15 protein-coding genes and 1 tRNA gene are annotated in these 22,475 nt (G+C 59.8%); 4 read left to right on the top strand and 12 right to left on the bottom strand.

Annotation, left to right across the window (positions count from 1 at the left end):
- Positions 1 to 211 precede the first annotated feature (211 nt).
- A complete protein-coding gene (locus AC0IYS_RS29295) occupies positions 212 to 2,323 on the bottom strand; it encodes an aminotransferase class V-fold PLP-dependent enzyme (protein ID WP_471708472.1) in 2,112 nt (703 codons plus the stop codon).
- 156 nt (positions 2,324 to 2,479) lie between these two features.
- Here AC0IYS_RS29295 and AC0IYS_RS29300 point away from each other — a divergent pair, with 156 nt between their 5' ends.
- The 4 genes from AC0IYS_RS29300 to AC0IYS_RS29315 all read left to right on the top strand — a co-directional run bounded on the left by AC0IYS_RS29300 (position 2,480) and on the right by AC0IYS_RS29315 (position 7,728).
- Positions 2,480 to 2,968: an Lrp/AsnC family transcriptional regulator gene (locus AC0IYS_RS29300; protein ID WP_471708473.1), complete on the top strand. Its 489-nt coding sequence runs from the start codon at positions 2,480 to 2,482 to the stop codon at positions 2,966 to 2,968.
- A 67-nt stretch (positions 2,969 to 3,035) separates the two neighbouring features.
- The gene (locus AC0IYS_RS29305; protein ID WP_471708474.1) at positions 3,036 to 4,220 is read left to right on the top strand and encodes an HPP family protein; all 1,185 of its coding nucleotides are present in this window, start codon (positions 3,036 to 3,038) and stop codon (positions 4,218 to 4,220) included.
- 89 nt (positions 4,221 to 4,309) lie between these two features.
- Positions 4,310 to 6,115 carry a DUF885 domain-containing protein gene (locus AC0IYS_RS29310; protein ID WP_471708475.1) on the top strand — a complete coding sequence of 602 codons (1,806 nt, stop codon included), beginning with the start codon at positions 4,310 to 4,312 and terminating at the stop codon, positions 6,113 to 6,115.
- A 194-nt stretch (positions 6,116 to 6,309) separates the two neighbouring features.
- Positions 6,310 to 7,728 carry a sensor histidine kinase gene (locus AC0IYS_RS29315; RefSeq protein WP_471708476.1) on the top strand — a complete coding sequence of 473 codons (1,419 nt, stop codon included), beginning with the start codon at positions 6,310 to 6,312 and terminating at the stop codon, positions 7,726 to 7,728.
- 21 nt (positions 7,729 to 7,749) lie between these two features.
- On the opposite strand, the gene AC0IYS_RS29320 is transcribed toward AC0IYS_RS29315, so the two are convergent.
- From AC0IYS_RS29320 to tuf, 11 genes are all read right to left on the bottom strand, one after another.
- A complete protein-coding gene (locus AC0IYS_RS29320) occupies positions 7,750 to 8,355 on the bottom strand; it encodes an ArsR family transcriptional regulator (protein ID WP_471708477.1) in 606 nt (201 codons plus the stop codon).
- Between the two features lie 317 nt (positions 8,356 to 8,672).
- Positions 8,673 to 12,905, bottom strand: a complete 4,233-nt coding sequence (rpoC, locus tag AC0IYS_RS29325; protein ID WP_471708478.1) for a DNA-directed RNA polymerase subunit beta' — start codon at positions 12,903 to 12,905, stop codon at positions 8,673 to 8,675.
- 119 nt (positions 12,906 to 13,024) lie between these two features.
- On the bottom strand, positions 13,025 to 17,131 hold the full coding sequence (gene rpoB, locus AC0IYS_RS29330; RefSeq protein ID WP_471708479.1) for a DNA-directed RNA polymerase subunit beta: 4,107 nt from the start codon (positions 17,129 to 17,131) through the stop codon (positions 13,025 to 13,027).
- A gap of 298 nt (positions 17,132 to 17,429) precedes the next feature.
- Positions 17,430 to 17,807 carry a 50S ribosomal protein L7/L12 gene (gene rplL, locus AC0IYS_RS29335; protein ID WP_471708480.1) on the bottom strand — a complete coding sequence of 126 codons (378 nt, stop codon included), beginning with the start codon at positions 17,805 to 17,807 and terminating at the stop codon, positions 17,430 to 17,432.
- Between the two features lie 89 nt (positions 17,808 to 17,896).
- A complete protein-coding gene (gene rplJ, locus AC0IYS_RS29340; RefSeq protein WP_471708481.1) occupies positions 17,897 to 18,436 on the bottom strand; it encodes a 50S ribosomal protein L10 in 540 nt (179 codons plus the stop codon).
- A 314-nt stretch (positions 18,437 to 18,750) separates the two neighbouring features.
- Positions 18,751 to 19,446 (bottom strand): 50S ribosomal protein L1, encoded by a 696-nt coding sequence (gene rplA / locus AC0IYS_RS29345; RefSeq protein ID WP_090325687.1) that lies wholly within the window; start codon positions 19,444 to 19,446, stop codon positions 18,751 to 18,753.
- A gap of 2 nt (positions 19,447 to 19,448) precedes the next feature.
- A complete protein-coding gene (gene rplK, locus AC0IYS_RS29350) occupies positions 19,449 to 19,880 on the bottom strand; it encodes a 50S ribosomal protein L11 (protein ID WP_090325685.1) in 432 nt (143 codons plus the stop codon).
- Positions 19,881 to 20,001: 121 nt separating this feature from the next.
- Positions 20,002 to 20,640, bottom strand: coding sequence for a transcription termination/antitermination protein NusG (gene nusG, locus AC0IYS_RS29355; protein ID WP_471708482.1), 639 nt, complete (start codon positions 20,638 to 20,640; stop codon positions 20,002 to 20,004).
- The gene (gene secE, locus AC0IYS_RS29360; protein ID WP_471708483.1) at positions 20,640 to 21,023 is read right to left on the bottom strand and encodes a preprotein translocase subunit SecE; all 384 of its coding nucleotides are present in this window, start codon (positions 21,021 to 21,023) and stop codon (positions 20,640 to 20,642) included. The genes nusG and secE overlap by 1 nt, the downstream gene beginning before the upstream one ends.
- 35 nt (positions 21,024 to 21,058) lie before the next feature.
- Positions 21,059 to 21,134 (bottom strand) — tRNA-Trp (locus AC0IYS_RS29365).
- Between the two features lie 67 nt (positions 21,135 to 21,201).
- Positions 21,202 to 22,392: an elongation factor Tu gene (tuf, locus tag AC0IYS_RS29370; RefSeq protein ID WP_090325678.1), complete on the bottom strand. Its 1,191-nt coding sequence runs from the start codon at positions 22,390 to 22,392 to the stop codon at positions 21,202 to 21,204.
- Positions 22,393 to 22,475: the final 83 nt, after the last annotated feature.

Below are 22,475 nucleotides of genomic sequence, written 5' to 3' on the forward strand. Positions count from 1 at the left end.
GTTGCATGCGAGACGCGGCCGCGCTCCAGCTACGGGCGCGACGAATCTGCGAATGGGAAATTATGTGCTAAGGCATCGTACTGGGGCGCGCGAGATGGCACTGTACGGTGACGAACATACAGCCGTGAGTGACGGAGTCCGGGCAAATAAAAAGGGCCATTCAGGCCCTTTTGGTGACTAGCATTTTGCCGTGCCGGTTGTGGCGGCAAGTTTATGCGGCGAGCGCCAAGCCGCCGCTGAGGCTATACGATTGCTGATGACCAAGGCGGCGCAGGCACTGCGTGGCTTTCATGCTGCGATTGCCGCTGCGACAGAAAAATACCAGCGGCCGCTGCTCGCCGCGCAACCATACGCTGGCCTGGCCCGCCAGCCGGCTCAGCGGCACGCTATGCGCCACGCGCCCTCCCGGACCTGGCATGACGGTGGCGGCGAATTCATACGCCTCCCGCACGTCGATCAAGACGGCGTCCGGATGCGCGGTCAAAAACGCTTCAAGCTCGGCGCTGTCGAGTTGCATGTCGCGCTGTGTTGGCAGTTGCGCGGAGGCAGTCAAGGTTGCCTGCGAGTGCTTCGTCATGCTAGTACAGAACTGATTCTGCTCGTCGCGGGTGGGGCACAGCAAGGTGTGCGGTCCGCTGACGGCCCGCAACGCCTCGTCCAGCGAATCGGCGCTGAATACGAAGCGAACGGACGAGGCCGGCAAGCGGCCGGCGTCGGTAGTTCCCAGCAGATACGCGCGCGATCCATTGTAGGAAACAGCGGCGGCACCACCGGCGGCCACGCTGGCCAGCACTTGCGCGCCGAGCGCGATCGCGCGCGCGGTCGCGCCGCCCTCCAACGCCACCTCCACCTGCGCGGCGGCCGGCCAGCCAAACTCGTCCACCGAATCGGCAACGTAGTGACCGCCCAACGCGTCCACCAGCGACTGGCGCCCCGTGTCCGCCGAGGTGCCGACCACCGCCAGCACGCGATAGTTTTGGCAGCGCACATACGAGGCGATGCGCGACGTCATTTCCGGCAACGGATCGATGACCACGCAACTGCCGCTTGCCGCGTCCAGCACCAGCCAGCTGCACGCGCCTTCGACACCCAGTTGCAGCAAGCCGTCATGCGGCACGGCGGCACTCTCGGATGCGATCAGGCAACTGGCGCGCAGCGCGGCGCCGCAGCGCTCGATGCGGGCACAGGCGGCGGCGATCATTTCTTCGTCGGCCAGCGGACCGAAGGACATGCGGATGGCGCCGGCGCTGCGCCACAGCGGCACGCCCATCGCGTCGAGCACGTAGCTGGGCGCGGCCTTGGCCGACGAACACGCGCTGCCGGCGCTGACGCGCACTTCGGCCGCGTCGAACACGTCCATCAACTCGCGGCTCGACAGGCCGGGCACGGAGAAGTTGAGCGTGGTCGGCAAGGCCTTGCCGAACGGATTGTTGAACACCACGCCGGGCAAGGCGGCGCGCAGGCTGTCGGCCAGGCGCGCCCGGAAATTCCACAGCGCGTCGTGGCTGCGGAAGGTGTCGCCGCGTTCGAGCGCGGCCAGCACCACGCCCAGCGCGGCGATGCCGGCCATGTTCTCGGTGCCGGAACGCTGGCCCGACTCCTGGCCGCCGCCCATGATCAGCGGCGTGAACGGCGCGCCGGCGCGCACGTACAACATGCCCACGCCTTTGGGCGCGTAAAGTTTATGGCCGGAAAATGGGGCGTAATCGATGCGGGTGGCGGCCAGGTCCAACGTCAGCTTGCCCAGCGCCTGAACGCAATCGACCATCCAGTAGGCGGCCGTGCCGGTTTCCTTGATGACCGCTTCGATGCCGTCCAGATCGCTGACGACGCCGGTCTCATTATTGGCGGCCATGGTGCAGATCAACGCGGCCGAGCCGGCCACTTGCCGCAGCAGCGCCAGGTCATGGGCGCCGTCCGTGTTGACCGGCAATTTGTGCAGGGTCAGATTCAAACCCAGCAGACGGTTCCAGTGCGCCAGGCTTTCCGGCACGGCCTTGTGTTCGGTGGCGCCGTAGACCAGCAGACTGCCGATGGCCTCGCCGCGCGCCTGGCGCTCGCGCAAGGCCACCAGCGCCGACAGCACCGAGGTCTGGATGCCTTCGGTGGCGCCGCTGTTGAACATCAGCCGGCCGTCGCCGACACCCAGCAAGCGCACCGCGCAGGCACGCGCCTGGTCGAGCATGGCCTTGGCCTTGAGCCCGGTGGCGTGGGTGCTGCTGGGATTGCCGAAGCGTTGGCCCATGGCATCGATGGCGGCGCTGATGGCGGCGGGCAGAACGGCGGTGGTGGCGTTGCCGTCGAGGTAGATTTCAGTGGTCATGGTGTTCGCCGCAAGGATATACAAGTCAGCTGAACAGTTTAACCAGGCACCAAGGAGAAAATATGCCAAAATAGTCTCTCCTTAGCGGGTAAGTTAGCATGAGCATGCTTCATTACTCCGCAATCCGGTTCAAATCGTTTTCTTAGCCTATTTCATATGAATTCACTCGATAAATTCGACTGTGCCATCCTGGCCGCGCTGCAGGTGGACGGCACGCTCTCGATCGCCGCGCTCAGCGAGAAGGTCGGCCTGTCCAGCACGCCGTGCTGGAAGCGGGTCAAGCGCCTGGAGGAGGAAGGCTATATCGAAAGCCGCGTCGCCATCGTCAACCGGCGCAAGGTCGGGCTGCCGGTGACGGTGTATGTCAGCGTGCGCACCGGCCAGCACGACGCCAAGTGGCTCGACCGCTTCGCCGCCGCCGTCATGGCCTTGCCGGAGGTGCAGGAATTCCACCGCATGAGCGGCGACGTCGACTACCTGCTCAAGGTGGTCACCACCGACATCGACGGCTATGACGCGTTTTACAAGCGCCTGATCAAGGTCGGCCAACTGACCGGCGTGTCGTCGGCGTTCTCGATGGAACAGATCAAATACACGACCGCCTTGCCGCTGGAACTGGTATCCCATCAGGATTCGCACCAATAAGGTGCAACGTGCGTGCGTGAGCCGGCCCGACATGGGATAATGCTTATTTCGAATACTCATTAAGCCCATGCGCGCTATCCTGGACCGCTGGCTCCCCAGCCCCACCACCGCCAGCGGCGCCGAACAACTGCGCGCCGCCATCGGCGCCCTGTGCGGCCTGCTCATCACCGCCGTCCTCAGCCACTTCCTGCTCGAACCCAGCAGCGCCACCATCTTCATGGTCGCGCCGGTGGGCGCCTCGGCCGTGCTGCTGTTCGCGCTGCCCGCCAGTCCGCTGGCCCAACCCTGGTCGGCCATCGGCGGCAACGTCGTCAGCGGACTGGTGGGCGCGGCCTGCGTGCGCTGGCTGGGCGCGGGTTCGGCCATATCGTTGCCGATGCCGATGCTGTGCGGCGTCGCCGTCGGCGCGGCGATCGCCGCCATGTTCGCGCTGCGCTGCCTGCATCCGCCCGGCGGCGCGGTGGCGTTGACGACCGTCATCGGCGGCCCCGCCGTGCACGCGGCCGGTTTCGAATTCGCGCTGCTGACGGTGCTGGTCAACACCGCGCTGCTGACCGGCATGGCCATCATCTACAACAACCTGACCGGGCGCCGCTATCCGCACACGCAGCAGGCCGCCCATCCGAATCCGCACGGCACCAGGGACGCGGTGCCGACCGTGCGGCTGGGCTTCAAGCCCGAGGACCTGGACGCCGTGCTCAAGCAACACGACCAGGTGCTCGACATCAGCCGCGACGATCTGGAATCGCTGTTCATGCAGACCGAGCAGCGCGCCTACCAGCGCCGCTTCGGCATCATCAATTGCGCGGACATCATGTCGCGCGACATCGTCAGCGCCGAATTCGGCACCGACCTGGAGCAGGCGTGGCAGTTGATGCGGCGCCACCACGTGGCGGCCTTGCCCGTGCTCAACCGCGCGCGCAGGGTGATCGGCATCGTCACGCAAACCGACTTCCTCGACCATGGCGGCCTGGATAATTACGGCGACATCCGCCGGCAACTGCGGCGCTTCCTGCGCAAGAGCGGCGTCACCCACACCGAAAAAGCCGAGGTGGTCGGCCAGATCATGACCCACCACCCGACCACGGCGCGGCTCGACACGCCCATCGTCGACCTGGTGCCGCTGATGGCCGACTCCGGCTTCCACCACATTCCCGTGGTCGACGACGAGCAGCGCTTCGCCGGCATCATCACGCAATCGGACCTGGTGGCGGCGTTGTATGAGAGCCGCTTCGCCGAAGCGGCCGCCTGACGTGGCTTGATACAATTTGTTTCTTGGCCGGCCGACGCTATGCCTTATGCTAGTCGCCGCCAGAGTTCTCATTGACCAGGAAACAAAACATGAAGCATGCATCCCGTCTTGCCAGCGTCGCGGCCGCGCTCGCGCTGGTGTTCGTTCCAATCAGCAACAGCATGGCGGCCCCGGCAGCCGCCGTGCCACGGGTCAGCGCCACCCCGGCGCACCAGGCGCTGCTGGCCATCGCCGACCAATACTACGACGCCGTCGCCCGCTACGAGCCGATCGGCGCGACCGAGAACGGCGACAACCGCTACGACGACCAGCTGGGCCTGAGCATCTCGCCGGGCAAGCGCGCGCTGCAGTTCAAGATGTACCGCGATTTCAGCAAGCGCCTCAAGACCATCAAGCGCGCCCACCTGAACGCCGAAGACCGCCTCAACCTGGACATCCTCGCCTATGAACTGCGCGGCCTGCTGGCCATGGAGCGCTTCCCCGAGCACCTGTTGCCGGTCACGCAGATGGACAGCGTGCCGGTCGTGCTGGCCAACTACGCCGGCGGCGAGGCGTCGCAGCCGATCGCCACCGTCAAGGAATACGACGCCTATCTGAGCCGCATTTCGCAGATGCCGGCCTGGATCGACCAAGCCATCGCCAACATGCGCGAAGGAATGAAAAAAGGCATCACGCAGCCGAAGGCCATCATGATCTCGGCGCTGCCGCAGTTCAAGAAGCTGGTCAGCGACACGGCGGAAGCGAATATTTTCTACACCCCGATCAAGAAATTGCCGGCCGGCTTCAGCGACGCCGACAAGCAGCGCCTGACGGCCGCCTACCGCAAGACCGTCGGCGACGACATCATGCCGGCGCTGGCCCGCCTGGCCACCTTCCTGGAAAAAGATTACCTGCCGGCCTGCCGCACCTCGACCGGCCTGGGCGCGCTGCCGGACGGCGCCGCCTGGTATCAGGCGCGCGTGGCCAACGCCACCACCACCACGCTCAAGCCGGACGCGATCCATGCCATCGGCCTGCGCGAAGTGGCGCGCATCCAGCAGCAGTTCGCCGAGCTCGGTCCCAAGCTCGGCTACAACGGCCCGGCCAAGGGCTTGCCGGTATGGGTCGCCGCGCAGGACAAGTTCCGCCCGTTCAAGACGGAGGAAGAAGTGCAGGCCGTGTTCCACAAGCTGAACGACGTGCTCGACACCAAATTGCCGCAGATGTTCACCTTGATGCCCAAGGCCAAACTGGACCTGCGCCTGGAACCTGAACTGAGCCGGGCCACCGCGTCCGACCACTACACGGCGCCGGCCGGCGACGGCTCGCGTCCGGGCGTGTTCTGGTCGGTGGTCAACGATCCGGCCAAGTACGGCAGCACCGGCATGACCACGCTGTTCCTGCACGAGGGCAAGCCGGGCCACCACTTCCACATCGCGCTGATGCAGGAATTGAACCTGCCCGACTTCCGCAAATACGGCGGCAACAACGCCTTCACCGAAGGCTGGGCGCTGTATTCCGAAACCTTGGGCAAGGAAATGGGCTTGTTCGATGATCCGGCGCAATACTTCGGCCACCTGAACGACGAGCTGCTGCGCGCCACCCGCCTGGTGGTCGACACCGGCATGCACGCGCAGGGCTGGACGCGCGAGCAAAGCATCCAGTACATGCGCGACACCCTGGGCTACGACGACTACGCCAAGACCGAAACCGAACGCTACATGGCGTGGCCGGGCCAGGCGCTGGGCTACAAGATCGGCTCGCTCAAGATCGTCGAACTGCGCCACCGCGCGGAAGAGGCGCTGGGCGATCGCTTCAGCCTGCCTAAATTCCACGAAGTGGTGCTCAGCGACGGCACCGTGCCGCTGGCGCTGCTGGAAGAAAAAGTGGACCGCTGGATCGCGTCGCAGCGATAACCGCAATGGGCCGCGACGATGGCGACATCGCGGCGGCCCAGCTTGCCGTGCCCCGCCCCATTTGTTACGTCTGCTTCCGGCGTTGACACAATCCTGCGCCACCTTGATCTATCGCAAGAACCCTCCTGAAATACAAGCGCCCTCTTCCGGCTCGCGCAATACTGCGACTATCATTAAGCCTGCTGAATGCGCTCATGCACTCTCTCCTGCCCGCCATTGTCTCGCTACTCTTCCTGAGCTACGGGGCATATGTGCTGCATTCGCGCGGGGTCAGCCGGGTCAGCCTCACGTTATTCCTGCTCTGCACCACCACCTTTTGCTGGCAATTCTCCTGGGCGATCCTGTTCCAGATCCGCGACCCGGACGAGGCCCTGGCGGCGGCCAAGCTCGGCTATCTGCTGATCCTGTTCCTGCCGACCACCTTGTACCATTTCGTCGCCGAACTCACCGCGCAGCGCAGCGAGCGCCGCTGGGTCGAGCTGTCCTATCTGTTCGCCGGCTTCCTGGGCGTGATCCTGCTGAGCAGCAACTGGCTCATCGCCGGCCTCTACACTTACTTCTTTGGCTTTTATCCCAAAGCGGGCCCGCTGCATGTGCTGCACTTGCTGCACACGATGGTGGTCGTCGGCCGCAGTCTGTGGCTGCTGTACCGCCGCCAGCAGTTGGCCGTGTCGACCGAAAAAACGCGCTTGCGCTATTGCCTGGTCAGCATGCTGATTTACTTCTTCGCATCGGTCGATTATCTGTGCAACTACGGCGTGCAGTTCTATCCGCCCGGCATGCTGTTTGTCGCCGCCAGCCTCGGCCTGATCGCCCAGGCCATGGTCCGGCACAACTTGCTGGCCGACCCGATGGAAGTCGCCGCCTCGATCGCGCACGAAATGCGTACGCCGCTGGCCACCATCCGCAGCCAGTCGCGGGTGTTGGCCAAGTCGCTGCCGGAGTTACTGGCCGGCTACCATCTGGCGGTCGAACACAAGTTGATCGAGCCAACCTTGCAACCTGCGCAACTGAACTACCTCGGCAAGCTGACCCAGCACATCGACGCGGAGATCAGCCGCTCCAACTTCGTGGTCGACATGATGCTGGCCTCGGCCCGCGCGGGGATGCTCAGCCGTAGTGATTTTGCCAACCATTCGATCCAGAAATGCGTGGAGGAGGCGCTGGCCTGCTACCCGTTCGAAAGCTCGATGCGGGACAAGGTGGTGGTCAAGGGCGGGCACGATTTCACGTTCTTCGGCTCGGACGTGCTGCTGGTCTACGTTTTATACAACCTGTTCAAGAACGCGCTATACGCGATCAAATCGGCGGGACGGGGAGAATTGGAGATCGCTTTCTTTATCGACGGCGCCGATAAAAAGCTGTTGGTAACCGATACCGGCAGCGGCATACCGGCCGACGTGCTGCCCCACGTTTTCGAACCGTTTTACAGCACCCGGCATAATGGCGGCGGCACGGGGATGGGGTTGGCGTTTTGCGAGCAGGTGATTACCGCATTTGGAGGGAAGATTCATTGCGAATCCCAGGCCGGGCGTTATACACGGTTTTCTTTATCGTTCCCCCAAAGACAGGTATCTGCCGCTTGGGCGAATGAGCGGACGATGGAATATTAGATGCAATATTCAAAGCGAAGATTAAGCCGCCGCGTCCTCGTTGATGACTTTCTCCAGATCGGATTCCTCGCCCAGCACATAGATTTTCTGTTCGCGTAATACCTGCAGAATGAATGGCTGTTGTTCGCGCAGGCGCCGCTTAAAATCGGGAATCGAATACAGGTTGGGATTGATCTTTCGGCGCAATAAGCGCTCCGCGACCGGCAACCTGGATAACAACTCGCCGTAGCTGGTGTTATCTCCGATCAGCAGCAACTCCACCGGCGTATCCATACCCTCGTGTTCCTTGGCCGTCGCGCCATAAACGAAGGCCACGTTCAATACATGCTGCAGCGGCGCCAAGGCCGAATTCAATACGCTGACCAGTCCGAAGGTTTTCTTGACCAAGCTGCTTAATTCCCCGAACACGATGCATTCCTTGTTGGGCTTGAAGCGGCGCACATTGCCGATGCGTTCGGACGTGATAACACCAGACTCGTGCAGGCGTTTGAGCTCGCGTTGGGCCGAGGCGCTTCCCAGACCGGTCAGGCGCATGATCTCGTTCAGGTGGAAACCTTGATTGACACGTACAAACAGCAAGCCCAGCAGTTTTTGCTGGGCGGGAGTGAAGAGGGCTTGAGCGATCATGAGCCAGATATTAGCATGAACGAACTAAATGCTGGCGCAAACTCCGGGGTCAGGTCCGCCATTTCTACACGGACTATAGCGTAGGGGGCTGGGCGCGTGCGCGCGGTTGGCTGTCAGGCGGCGCTTGGCGGATTACGGCGTGCCGCCTAATCCGCCCTACGTGGATCTGTGGTGTCGCGGCGGTCCCAGCACGGAATTAACCGAATCACAGAATTAATTTCCTTCGGGCGAACGATGTGAATTCGCGACTTTTATTAAATCGTGGGCATAAAAAAACGGCACCCGAAGGTGCCGTTTTACATTGCGCTATATTTCTCTTACGCTTCGCCGTCGTGCGGAGTAACGGTTTCCACCGCTTCCACATCGCCGCCGGACATCGAGGCTTTTTCGGCCAGCAGCAGAGCTTGACGCTCTTCCACTTCCCACTGCTCTTTCTCTTTGCGAGCGCGGTGGAATGCCAAGCCGGTGCCGCCTGGAATCAGACGACCAACGATGACGTTTTCTTTCAGACCGCGCAGACCATCGCGCTTGCCCATAATTGCGGCTTCCGTCAGAACGCGGGTGGTTTCCTGGAACGATGCGGCCGAGATAAACGAATCGGTCGACAGCGATGCCTTGGTAATACCCAGCAGAACGTTTTCGTAGGTTGCAGGAATCTTATTCTCTACATTCATACGGTCGTTTTCATCCAGCAGTTCCGAACGCTCAACCTGCTCGCCAACGATGTAGTTGGTGTCGCCGGCATTCACGATCTGAACGCGACGCAGCATCTGACGCACAATGACTTCAATGTGCTTGTCGTTAATCTTAACGCCCTGCAGACGATAAACGTCCTGCACTTCGTCAACGATATAACGCGCCAGCGCTTCGATACCCAGCAGACGCAGAATGTCTTGTGGATCGGCCGGGCCGTCGACAATCATTTCGCCCTTGTTCACCACCTGGCCGTCGTGTACCAGCACTTGCTTGTCCTTGGTGATCAAGAACTCGTGCTTGTTGCCGTCCATGTCCGTGATTTCCAGACGCTGCTTACCTTTGGTTTCCTTACCGAATGCAACCGTACCGGTCACTTCAGCCAGCATACCCGCGTCTTTCGGCGAACGTGCTTCGAACAGCTCGGCAACGCGCGGCAGACCACCGGTAATATCGCGGGTCTTCTGCGATTCGGTCGGGATACGTGCCAGCACTTCGCCGACCGATACCGCCTGGCCGTCTTTCACCATGATCAGCGCGCCGACCTGGAAGCCGATCGCCACCGAGTGTTCGGTGCCGGCGATCTTGACTTCTTCGTTCGAGTCGTTCAACAGTTTGACCTGTGGACGCAACGTTTTGGTCAACGAACCGCGACGCTTCGCATCGATCACGACCAAAGTCGACAGACCGGTCACTTCGTCCACCTGACGGGCAACGGTCACGCCTTCTTCGACGTTCTCGAAACGCACCACACCGGCGTATTCGGTGATGATCGGACGGGTCAGCGGATCCCAGGTCGCCAGGGCCGTACCGGCCTTGATGACCATGCCGTCCTTGACGATCAGGGTCGCGCCGTACGGCACCTTGTGACGCTCGCGCTCACGGCCGTGGTCGTCGGTGATCAGCACTTCGCCCGAACGGGAAATGACGATTTGCGCGCCCTTGCCGTTGGTGACGTAACGCATGGTCGAGGTGAAACGGATGGTACCGTTCGACTTCGCTTCCACCGACGAGGCAACCGCCGCACGCGACGCCGCACCACCGATGTGGAACGTACGCATGGTCAGCTGGGTACCTGGTTCACCGATCGACTGCGCGGCAACCACACCGACGGCTTCGCCGGCGTTGACCAGCATGCCACGGCCCAGATCGCGGCCATAGCACTTGGCGCACAGGCCGAAGCGCGTGTCGCAAGTCAGCGGGGTACGGACCTTGACTTCATCGATCGACAAACGCTCGATCTCTTCAACCATGTCCTCGTCCATCAGGGTGCCGGCTTCGTACAAGGTCGCCTGGGTTTCCGGATTGACGACGTCGTTGACCACCACGCGGCCGAGGATACGGTCGCGCAGCGCTTCGATGACTTCACCACCTTCAACCATCGCCTTCATCAGCGTGCCGTTCGAGGTGCCGCAATCATCTTCGATGACGACCAGATCCTGGGTCACGTCGACCAGACGACGGGTCAGGTAACCCGAGTTCGCGGTTTTCAGCGCCGTATCGGCCAGACCTTTACGAGCGCCGTGGGTCGAAATGAAGTACTGCAAAACGTTCAGACCTTCGCGGAAGTTCGCGGTAATCGGCGTTTCGATAATCGAACCATCCGGTTTCGCCATCAGACCACGCATACCGGCCAGCTGGCGAATCTGCGCCGCCGAACCGCGGGCGCCCGAGTCGGCCATCATGTAAATCGCGTTGAACGATTCCTGGGTCGACTTGGTGCCGTCACGCTTGATGACGTCTTCCACTTTCAGCTGGTCCATCATGGCCTTGCCGACTTCGTCCGAGGTCTTGCCCCAGATGTCGACGACCTTGTTGTAACGCTCGCCGGAGGTCACCAGACCCGAGGCGTACTGCTGCTCGATCTGTTTGACTTCGGATTCCGCAGCCGAGATCAGGGTGACTTTTTGTGGCGGTACCAGCATGTCGTCCACGCAGATCGAAATACCGGCGCGGGTTGCCAGGCGGAAGCCCGACTGCATCAGTTGGTCAGCAAACACGACCGTCGCGCGCAGGCCGCACTTACGGAACGAGGTGTTGATCAGTTTGGAAATTTCTTTCTTCTTCAGCGCGCGGTTCAGCACCGAGAAAGGCAGGCCTTTCGGCAGGATTTCCGACAGGATGGCGCGGCCGATCGTGGTCTCGTAGCGAGTCACGGTGCGGACGAATTCGCCGGTCACTGGGTCTTTTGGATTCTCGACGATACGCACGGTGATGCGAGTCGTCAGTTCCACTTCCTTGTTGTCGTAAGCACGAATAACTTCCGACACGTCCTGGAACAGCATGCCTTCGTTTTTCGCGTTGATCGCTTCGCGGGTCGCGTAGTACAGACCCAGCACGATATCCTGCGACGGAACGATCGACGGTTCGCCGTTCGACGGGAACAGGATGTTGTTCGACGCCAGCATCAGGGTACGCGCTTCCATCTGCGCTTCGATCGACAGCGGAACGTGCACAGCCATCTGGTCACCGTCGAAGTCGGCGTTGAATGCCGCGCAGACGAGTGGGTGCAGTTGGATGGCCTTGCCTTCAATCAGGACCGGCTCGAAAGCCTGGATGCCCAGACGGTGCAAGGTAGGCGCACGGTTCAGCATGATCGGGTGTTCGCGGATCACGTCTTCCAGGATGTCCCAGACGACCGGCTCTTGAATCTCGACCAGCTTCTTGGCGGCCTTGATCGTCGTAGCCAAGCCCATCAGTTCCAGCTTGTTGAAGATGAACGGCTTGAACAGCTCGAGCGCCATCAGTTTCGGCAGACCGCACTGGTGCAGTTTCAGCTGTGGACCCACCACGATGACCGAACGGCCCGAGTAGTCGACGCGCTTACCCAGCAAGTTCTGACGGAAACGACCGCCCTTACCTTTGATCATCTCGGCCAGCGATTTCAGCGGACGCTTGTTGGCGCCGGTCATCGCTTTGCCGCGACGGCCGTTGTCCAGCAGCGAGTCGACCGCTTCTTGCAGCATGCGCTTTTCGTTGCGCGTGATGATCTCTGGAGCACGCAGCTCCATCAAACGCTTCAGACGGTTGTTACGGTTGATGACGCGGCGATACAGATCGTTCAGATCCGAGGTCGCGAAACGGCCGCCGTCCAGCGGGACCAGTGGACGCAGTTCCGGCGGCAGCACCGGCAGCACTTCCATGATCATCCACTCAGGCTTGATGCCCGAACGCTGGAACGCTTCCAGCACTTTCAGACGCTTGGCGTATTTCTTGATCTTTGCTTCGGACTTCGATTCCTTCAGTTCCACGCGCAGGGTCTCGGCATCGCGGTGGATGTCGATCGAGCGCAGCAATTCACGGATACCTTCGGCGCCCATGAAGGCGGTGAAGTCGTCGCCGTACTCTTCGTACTTGGCGGCGTAGTCGTCTTCCGACATGATCTGGCACTTCTTCAGCGGGGTCATGCCTGGATCGGTCACCACATATGCTTCGAAGTACAGCACGCGTTCGATGTCCCGCAGGGTCATGTCCAGGACCATGCCCAGACGCGACGGCAGCGATTTCAGGAACCAGATGTGCGCGGTCGGCGAGGCCAGCTCGATGTGGCCCATGCGCTCGCGGCGCACTTTGGCCAGGGTGACTTCAACGCCGCACTTTTCGCAGATCACACCGCGGTGCTTGAGGCGCTTGTATTTGCCGCACAGGCATTCGTAGTCCTTGATAGGACCAAAGATCTTGGCGCAGAACAGGCCGTCGCGCTCAGGCTTGAAGGTACGATAGTTGATGGTTTCCGGCTTTTTAACTTCGCCGTAGGACCACGAACGGATTTTTTCAGGCGAAGCGAGACCGATCTTGATCGCGTCAAAGGTCTCGTTCGTCTGTACTTGCTTGAATAGATCGAGCAGTGCTTTCATGTATCACTCCAGAGGTGATTAAACTTCTAATTCCTGAGACTACATCGCCCGGCCGGGTTGCCCCGCCGGGCTTTGTGCTTCTCAAACCAAACGACAGTCTTATGTAACCGAGCTGTCTTTTAGTTTCGTTCGAGGTCGATATCGATACCCAGCGAACGGATTTCCTTGACCAGCACGTTGAACGATTCAGGCATACCGGCGTCGATCACGTGGTCGCCTTTGACCAGGTTTTCGTACACTTTGGTACGGCCGTTGACGTCATCGGACTTCACGGTCAACATTTCTTGCAGCACGTACGATGCGCCGTACGCTTCCAGTGCCCACACCTCCATCTCACCGAAGCGCTGGCCGCCGAACTGGGCTTTACCGCCCAGTGGCTGCTGCGTCACCAGCGAGTATGGACCGGTCGAACGCGCGTGCATCTTGTCGTCGACCAAGTGGTGCAGTTTCAGCATGTGCATCACGCCAACGGTGACCTTGCGCTCGAATGCTTCGCCGGTGCGGCCGTCGTACATCGTGACCTGGTTCTTCGACGGCGTCATACCCAATTTCTGGGCGATGTCGTCAGGGTACGCCAAATCCAGCATGCGGCGGATTTCCGACTCGTGCGCGCCGTCGAACACCGGCGTAGCGAACGGAACACCCTTCTTCAGGTTGTTCGCCAGCTTCATGATCTCTTCGTCGTCGAACTGGTCCAGATCTTCCGGACGGCCGTTCTCGTTGTAGACGGTGGTCAGGAACTTGCGCATCTCTTCGACTTTGATCTGCTGTTGCAGCATCTCGCCGATACGGATACCCAGGCCTTTTGCCGCCCAACCAAGGTGGGTCTCGAGAATCTGACCCACGTTCATACGCGAAGGAACACCCAGCGGGTTCAGCACCACGTCCGCCGGCGTACCGTCGGCCATGTATGGCATGTCTTCGACCGGCACGATACGGGAAACCACACCCTTGTTACCGTGGCGACCCGCCATCTTGTCGCCCGACTGCAGACGGCGCTTAACGGCCAGATACACTTTGACCATCTTCTGCACGCCAGGTTGCAGCTCGTCGCCTTGCGTCAGCTTCTTGCGCTTCTCTTCGAAGGCCAGATCGAACTGGTGACGCTTCTCGTTGATCGATTCCTTGATCGCTTCGAGGGCGGTGGCGGCGGCGTCGTCCGCTGGACGGATGTCGAACCAGTGGTACTTGTCCAGATCGTCCAGGTATTCCTTGGTGATCTTGGCGCCCTTGGCCAGCTTCTTCGGACCGCCGTTGACGACCTGGTTGATCAGCATTTTTTCCAGACGCTGGAAGGCGTCGCCCTCCACGATGCGCATCTGGTCGTTCAAGTCCAGGCGGAAACGCTTCAGTTCATCGTCGATGATCTGTTGCGCGCGCTTGTCGCGGACGATGCCTTCGCGGGTGAACACTTGCACGTCGATGACGGTGCCGATCATGCCCGAAGGCACGCGCAGCGAGGTGTCTTTGACGTCCGAAGCCTTCTCGCCGAAGATCGCGCGCAGCAGCTTTTCTTCCGGGGTCAGCTGGGTTTCGCCTTTAGGCGTCACTTTACCGACCAGCGTGTCGCCGGCTTGCACTTCGGCGCCGATGTAGACGATACCGGACTCATCCAAACGAGCCAGCTGGTTCTCAGCCAGGTTCGAGATGTCGCGGGTGATTTCTTCCGCGCCCAGTTTGGTATCGCGAGCAACGACGCTCAGTTCTTCGATGTGGATCGACGTGTAACGGTCGTCTTTGACGACGTTTTCCGAGATCAGGATCGAATCCTCGAAGTTCAGACCATTCCATGGCATGAAGGCCACGGTCATGTTCTGGCCCAGAGCCAGCTCGCCCAGGTCGGTCGATGCGCCGTCGGCGATCACGTCGCGCTTGGCCACACGGTCGCCCACCTTGACGATAGGACGCTGGTTGATGTTGGTGTTCTGGTTCGAACGGGTGTACTTGATCAGGTTGTAGATGTCGACACCGACTTCGCCGGCGGTTGCTTCGTCATCGTTCACGCGAATCACGACACGGCCCGCATCGATGTAGTCGACGATACCGCCGCGCAATGCTTGCACGGTGGTGCCCGAGTCGACTGCCACGGTGCGTTCGATACCGGTACCGACCAGTGCTTTTTCAGGGCGCAGGCAAGGAACGGCCTGGCGCTGCATGTTGGCACCCATCAATGCGCGGTTCGCATCATCGTGTTCCAGGAACGGAATCAGCGACGCGGCGACGGACACGATCTGGCCTGGAGCAACGTCCATGTACTGGATGCGCTCTGGCGAGACCAGAATGGTTTCGCCGGCTTCACGGGCCGAGACCAGCTCATCGCTGAGCGTGCCTTCGCTGCTGATGGTCGCGTTCGCCTGAGCGATGATGTAGCGGCCTTCTTCGATTGCCGACAGGTAATCGATCTGGTCGGTGATCTTGGAACCTTCGACCTTGCGGTACGGGGTTTCCAGGAAGCCGTATTCGTTCAGGCGGGCGTACAGCGCCAGCGAGTTGATCAGACCGATGTTCGGGCCTTCAGGCGTTTCGATCGGGCACACGCGGCCGTAGTGGGTCGGGTGCACGTCGCGCACCTCGAAACCAGCACGTTCGCGGGTCAGACCGCCAGGTCCCAGGGCGGAAACGCGGCGTTTGTGCGTGATTTCCGACAGCGGGTTGGTCTGGTCCATAAACTGCGACAGCTGCGACGAACCGAAGAATTCACGGATCGCGGCCGAGATCGGCTTGCTGTTGATCAGGTCGTGCGGCATCAGGTTGTCCGCTTCGGCTTGGCCGAGGCGTTCCTTGACGGCGCGCTCGACGCGCACCAGGCCGGCGCGGAACTGGTTTTCGGCCAGTTCGCCGACGCAACGTACGCGGCGGTTACCCAGGTGATCGATATCGTCGACTTCGCCGCGGCCATTGCGCAGTTCCACCAGGATCTTGATCACGGCCAGCACGTCTTCGTTCGACAAGGTCATGGCGCCGGTCAGTTCGTCACGGCCGATGCGGCGGTTGAACTTCATGCGGCCGACGGCGGACAGGTCGTAGCGGTCGGCGCTGTAGAACAGGCCGTTGAACAGCGCTTCGACGGAGTCTTCCGTTGGCGGTTCGCCAGGACGCATCATGCGGTAGATCGCGACACGGGCGGCCATCTGGTCGGCGGTGTCGTCGATGCGCAGGGTTTGCGAAATGTACGCGCCCTGGTCCAGATCGTTGGTGTACAAGGTCTGGATTTCGCTGATGTTGGCTTCGCGCAGGCGGCCGAGGACGTCTTCGGTCAGCTCATCGTTGGCGGACGCGACGACTTCGCCGGTCTCCGGATCAACGATGTTCTTGGCCAGCACGCGGCCCAGCAGGTAGTCTTCCGGCACGGAAATATGCTTGATGCCGTTCGATTCGATGTCGCGCACGTGCTTGGCGTTGATGCGCTTGTCCTTCAGCACCAAAGTCTTGCCTTCCTTGTTGACGATGTCGAAGCGGGCGACTTCGCCACGCAGACGCTCGGCAACGAATTCCATCTCCGCGCCTTCCGAGCGCAGGTTGAAATTGTCGAAGACGAAGAAGTTCGCCAGGATTTGCTCGTGCGACATGCCGATCGCCTTCAGCAGGATCGTCACCGGCATTTTGCGGCGGCGGTCGACGCGGAAGAACAGGATGTCTTTCGGGTCGAACTCGAAGTCCAGCCACGAACCGCGGTAAGGAATGATACGCGCGGAGAACAGCAGTTTGCCCGACGAGTGGGTCTTGCCGCGGTCGTGTTCGAAGAACACACCAGGGGAGCGATGCAGCTGCGAAACGATAACGCGCTCGGTACCGTTGATGACGAACGAACCGGTGGTCGTCATCAAAGGCAGTTCGCCCATGTAGACTTCCTGTTCCTTCATCTCTTTGACGACCGGCTTGGTCGGCGATTCCTTGTCCAGGATCACCAGACGCACCTTGGCGCGCAGCGGCGACGCGAACGTCAGGCCACGCAGTTGGCATTCCTTGACGTCGAAGGCGGGATCGCCCAGGACGTACGACAGGAATTCGAGACGCGCAAAGCCATTGTGCGAAACGATAGGGAATATCGAGGTAAAGGCCGACTGCAGGCCGTCGTTCTTGCGGGTCGACGGTGCGACGTCTTCCTGCAGGAAACTATGGTAGGACTCGAGCTGGGTAGCCAGCAGGAACGGAACGTGGTGAACGTTGGCGCGCTTCGCGAATGATTTGCGAATGCGTTTCTTCTCAGTAAATGAGTAGTGCATGGACACTCCGTGAGTGACAGAAAGGATAAAAAATTCAGGTTTTGCCAGTGCGCGAACCGGTCGACTTCAACCGTTCCACAGCCACTTCAGCAACAATCTCGGCTGCATGTCACACAGACGAAACCTGAAATCTCTACCATTTCCAGCTGATTTGAATAAACTACTAACCACTGCAGCGTCGGACAATACGCTACAAATACGACGAGGACGACAAAGGAGCCAAAGCCGGATTTCCTCCCTTTCGAAAGGAAATCCGCAGCTTTGGCTCGAGGCGCTAACTAGCCGCCGTACAACTTGATTACTTCAGTTCAGCCTTGGCGCCAGCTTCTTCCAGCTTCTTCTTAGCGGCTTCAGCGTCAGCTTTCGACAGGGCTTCTTTAACGGTCTTAGGAGCGCCATCAACCACGTCTTTGGCTTCTTTCAGGCCCAGACCGGTGATTTCGCGAACAGCTTTAATCACGCCAACTTTGTTCGCGCCGATTTCGGTCAGAACAACGTTGAACTCGGTTTGCTCTTCAGCGGCAGCTGCGCCGCCGGCTGCGCCGCCAGCTGCTGGAGCAGCCATTGCAGCGGCCGAAACGCCGAATTTTTCTTCGAAAGCTTTGACCAGTTCGTTCAGGTCCATTACGGACATTTCGCTAACTGCTGCCAGGATGTCGTCTTTGCTAATTGCCATTTGAAACTCCAATAATTTATTGATTCGTTAGTACATCAGATTGGTACTTGAGAAAAACCCGCCCTAGCTAAGCCAGGGCACAGTCGCTATTAAGCGGCTGGGGCTTCTTCTGCTGCAACTTCTTCAGCTGCGGCAGGAGCGCCTTCGGATTTTTTCGCTGCCAGAGCAGCCAGACCACGTGCAAAGCCCGACACCGGAGCCAGCATAACGCCCAACAACTGCGAAATGAGGACTTCACGGCTAGGAATGCTCGCCAACGCGGTAACAGCTGCTTTATCCAGCTGCTTGCCTGCGTAGTTACCTGCGGTGATGACCAGTTTGTCGTTGGTTTTAGCGAAGTCAGCGATGACTTTAGCTGCTGCAACGGCATCGTCCGAGATCGAGTAGATCAACGGACCGGTCATGCTGTCTGCCAGGTTGGCGAACTGCGTGCCTTCGACGGAGCGACGAGCGAGCGTATTTTTCAACACACGCAGGTACACGCCTTGAGCGCGCGCTTTGGCACGAAGTTGCGTCAAGTGAGCAACCTGGATGCCACGATATTCGGCCACGACGATAGTTTGCGCAGTTGCTACTTTTGCGGAAACTTCGGCGACGACGGCCTTTTTGTCATTCAGATTGAGACCCACGGTCAACCTCCTTAAATGATGACGGGCGACTGCCTGCCATCGGTTCGAACAACGGCGTCCGAGGTTTAGGAGTCCAATGGACTACGAAACTTGATCGGGTACACCATCTGCGTTGGGCGGAAAATCCAATTAACCCGGCGCCTGCCTGCTGCGCTGAGCCCAACGGTCTTTGATTGTCTGGCCGCCACTGCAAGCAGTGTCGACCAGCCCAAAGAACTGCCCCATGCTTTTCAGCATAAGGACTAAATTTATTCAGTGGGTATCAGGGTCGAACACGCTGCGCGCATCCGAACCTGACACCCAGTTGTTGCCTATTAAGCAGCCAGGGTAGCCTGGTCAACACGGACGCCAGCGCCCATGGTCGACGACAGGGAAACCTTGCGCAGGTAAACACCTTTGCTCGATGCTGGCTTGGCTTTGTTCAGCGCGTCGATCAGGGCAACCAGGTTGCTCTTCAGATCGGCGTCGGCGAACGACTTGCGGCCGATCGTAGCGTGGATGATACCGGCTTTGTCGGTACGGTACTGAACTTGACCGGCTTTCGCGTTTTTCACGGCGGTAGCGACGTCAGGGGTAACAGTGCCGACCTTCGGGTTAGGCATCAGGCCGCGTGGGCCCAGGATCTGACCCAAGGTACCAACGATACGCATGGTGTCTGGCGAAGCGATGACGATGTCGAAAGGCATGTCGCCGGCTTTGACGCGCTCGGCCAGGTCTTCCATACCAACAACGTCGGCGCCGGCGGCTTTGGCCTGCTCGGCTTTTTCGCCCGAAGCGAACACGGCGACGCGAACGGTCTTGCCTGTGCCGGCTGGCAGCACGACGGAACCGCGAACGACTTGATCCGACTTCTTAGGATCCACGCCCAGCTGAACCGACACGTCGATCGATTCGTTGAACTTGGCGGTGGCCAGCTCTTTGATCAGCGCAACAGCGTTGTCGAAGGCATAGGTCTTGGTGCTATCAACTTTGGATTTGATAACTTTTGCGCGTTTGGACAGTTTTGCCATGATTACAGACCTTCCACCGTGATGCCCATCGAACGTGCGGAACCAGCGATGGTGCGTACAGCAGCATCCATGTCCGCAGCGGTCAGATCTGGGGTTTTCAATTTAGCGATTTCTTCAGCTTGCGCGCGGGTCAGCTTACCGACTTTGTCGGTATGTGGCTTCGGCGAACCTTTGGTGATACCCGAGTGCTTCTTGATCAGGTAGGTCGCTGGCGGCGTCTTCATCACGAAGGTGAACGACTTGTCGGCGAAGGCGGTGATGACGACCGGAATCGGCATGCCTGGTTCCATACCCTGGGTCTGCGCGTTGAACGCTTTGCAGAATTCCATGATGTTCAGACCGCGCTGACCCAGCGCTGGACCGATCGGTGGGGATGGGTTTGCTTTACCAGCTGGCACTTGCAGCTTGATAAAACCAATGATTTTCTTTGCCATGATGGCTCCTATCTTGGGTATGAGTAGTAGCGCCCCGCCATGCGATCGATTGCATGGCGGGGCTCCTCTGGTGCCAGATTGTCGGGGTTTTTACACCGTCGCCCGTTCTGGCGAACGGTATTTATACTTTTTCGACCTGGCCGAATTCGAGCTCGACTGGTGTGGCGCGGCCGAAGATGGTGACCGAGACGCGCACTTTCGATTTCTCGTAGTTGACTTCCTCGACGTTGCCGTTGAAGTCGGTGAACGGGCCATCCTTGATGCGGACTTGCTCGCCCACTTCGTACAGCACTTTTGGCCGCGGCTTCTCGACACCCTCTTGCATCTGCTGCATGATCTTGTCGATCTCGCGCGCCGGAATCGGGGTCGGCTTGTTCGATTTGCCGCCGATGAAGCCGGTCACCTTGTTGGTGTTTTTCACCAGGTGCCACGTCTCGTCGGTCATTTCCATCTCAACCAGGACGTAGCCCGGGAAGAAACGACGCTCGGTGACGGACTTTTGACCGTTCTTGACCTCAACCACTTCTTCGGTCGGCACCAGGATCTGGCCGAACTGGTCTTGCATGCCGGCGCGTTCGACGCGCTCGGTCAGCGCGCGTTGCACGCTTTTTTCCATACCGGAATACGCATGAACAACGTACCAGCGCTTATTGCTCACTGGAACGCTTACCGGCGCGGATACAGCTTCAGCAGCTTCAGCCGCCGGTGCTGCGCCGGTGACTTCTTCGCCTGCCGCGTCATCTTGCACGTTTTCGTTCATTATTTTCGTATGCCCAGAATGAGATCGTACAACAGGAATTCCAACGTCTTATCCGTGCCCCACAGGAACAGCGCCATCACCAGAACGAAGGCGAATACAATGCCGGTGATCTGGGTTGCTTCGCGACGGGTAGGCCAAACGACCTTTTTCGTCTCGCGTACGGCTTCTTTGGCGAAATTCAGGAAATCACGGCCAGTCGACGAAGTCCACAAGAGCAGAACGGCAAAAGCCAAACCAGCTACAAGTGCGCCTGCGCGTACGAGAGCTGGTTTGTCTGACAGGTAATAGAACCCCACCACGCCTGCGATTGCAACGGCTATTGCCAGCGCAACCTTAATCTTGTCATTCGACGTGCTGACGGTCTGCACGGATTGATTTGACATTTAATTTACTTTCGGTGCCCTGCACCTGAAAACGGTGGCAGGGACGGAGGGCATCGAACCCCCAACCTTCGGTTTTGGAGACCGACGCTCTGCCAATTGAGCTACGTCCCTACGTAAAACTACAAAGGATATCGATTATACCACCAGAGACGCCCCTGGTGGTAGATCAGGATATTCCTTAAGCGATGATCTTCGCAACAACACCTGCACCAACGGTACGGCCACCTTCGCGGATAGCGAAGCGCAGACCTTCTTCCATCGCGATCGGGTTGATCAGCTTGACGGTGATCGACACGTTGTCGCCTGGCATAACCATTTCTTTGTCCGCTGGCAGTTCGATCGAACCGGTCACGTCAGTCGTACGGAAGTAGAACTGTGGACGATAGTTGTTGAAGAACGGGGTGTGACGGCCGCCTTCATCTTTCGACAGGACATAGATCTCGCCGGTGAAGTGGTTGTGCGGCTTGATCGAACCCGGCTTGGCCAGAACCTGACCACGCTGGACGTCTTCACGCTTGGTGCCGCGCAGCAGCAGACCGACGTTGTCGCCGGCTTGACCCTGGTCCAGCAGCTTGCGGAACATTTCCACGCCGGTGCAAGTGGTCTTGACGGTGTCGGTGATACCAACGATTTCGATCTCTTCGCCGACCTTGATGATGCCGCGCTCGATACGACCGGTCACAACGGTACCGCGACCCGAGATCGAGAACACGTCTTCCACTGGCATCAGGAAGGCGCCATCGACTGCGCGCTCTGGCGTAGGGATGTAGCTATCCAGTGCATCGGCCAGACGCATGATCGCGTCAACGCCCATTTCGCCTTCTTTGCCTTCCAGCGCCATACGGGCAGAACCTTTGATGATCGGTACGTCGTCGCCTGGGAATTCGTACTTCGACAACAACTCGCGAACTTCCATTTCGACCAGTTCCAGCAGCTCAGCGTCGTCGACCAGGTCGCACTTGTTCAGGAACACGATGATGTATGGAACGCCAACCTGGCGGGCCAGCAGGATGTGCTCGCGGGTCTGTGGCATTGGGCCGTCAGCTGCGGAGCACACCAGGATCGCGCCGTCCATCTGTGCCGCGCCGGTGATCATGTTTTTGATGTAGTCGGCGTGGCCTGGGCAGTCAACGTGTGCGTAGTGACGGGCAGCGGTTTCGTACTCGACGTGCGCGGTGTTGATGGTGATGCCGCGTGCTTTTTCTTCCGGAGCCGCATCGATCTGGTCGTATGCTTTAGCTTCGCCGCCGAATTTCTTCGACAGAACGGTTGCGATCGCAGCGGTCAGGGTGGTCTTGCCGTGGTCGACGTGGCCGATGGTGCCGACGTTGACGTGCGGCTTGGTCCGTTCGAATTTACCTTTTGCCATTTTAGACTCCTAACGATTTGGTGTGATTGCCCGGGCTCGCGCCCGACTGTCTGTGAATACTGCTGAATTTGTTGCTACCGAAT

It is taken from the genome of Duganella sp. AC237, from assembly GCF_979254035.1.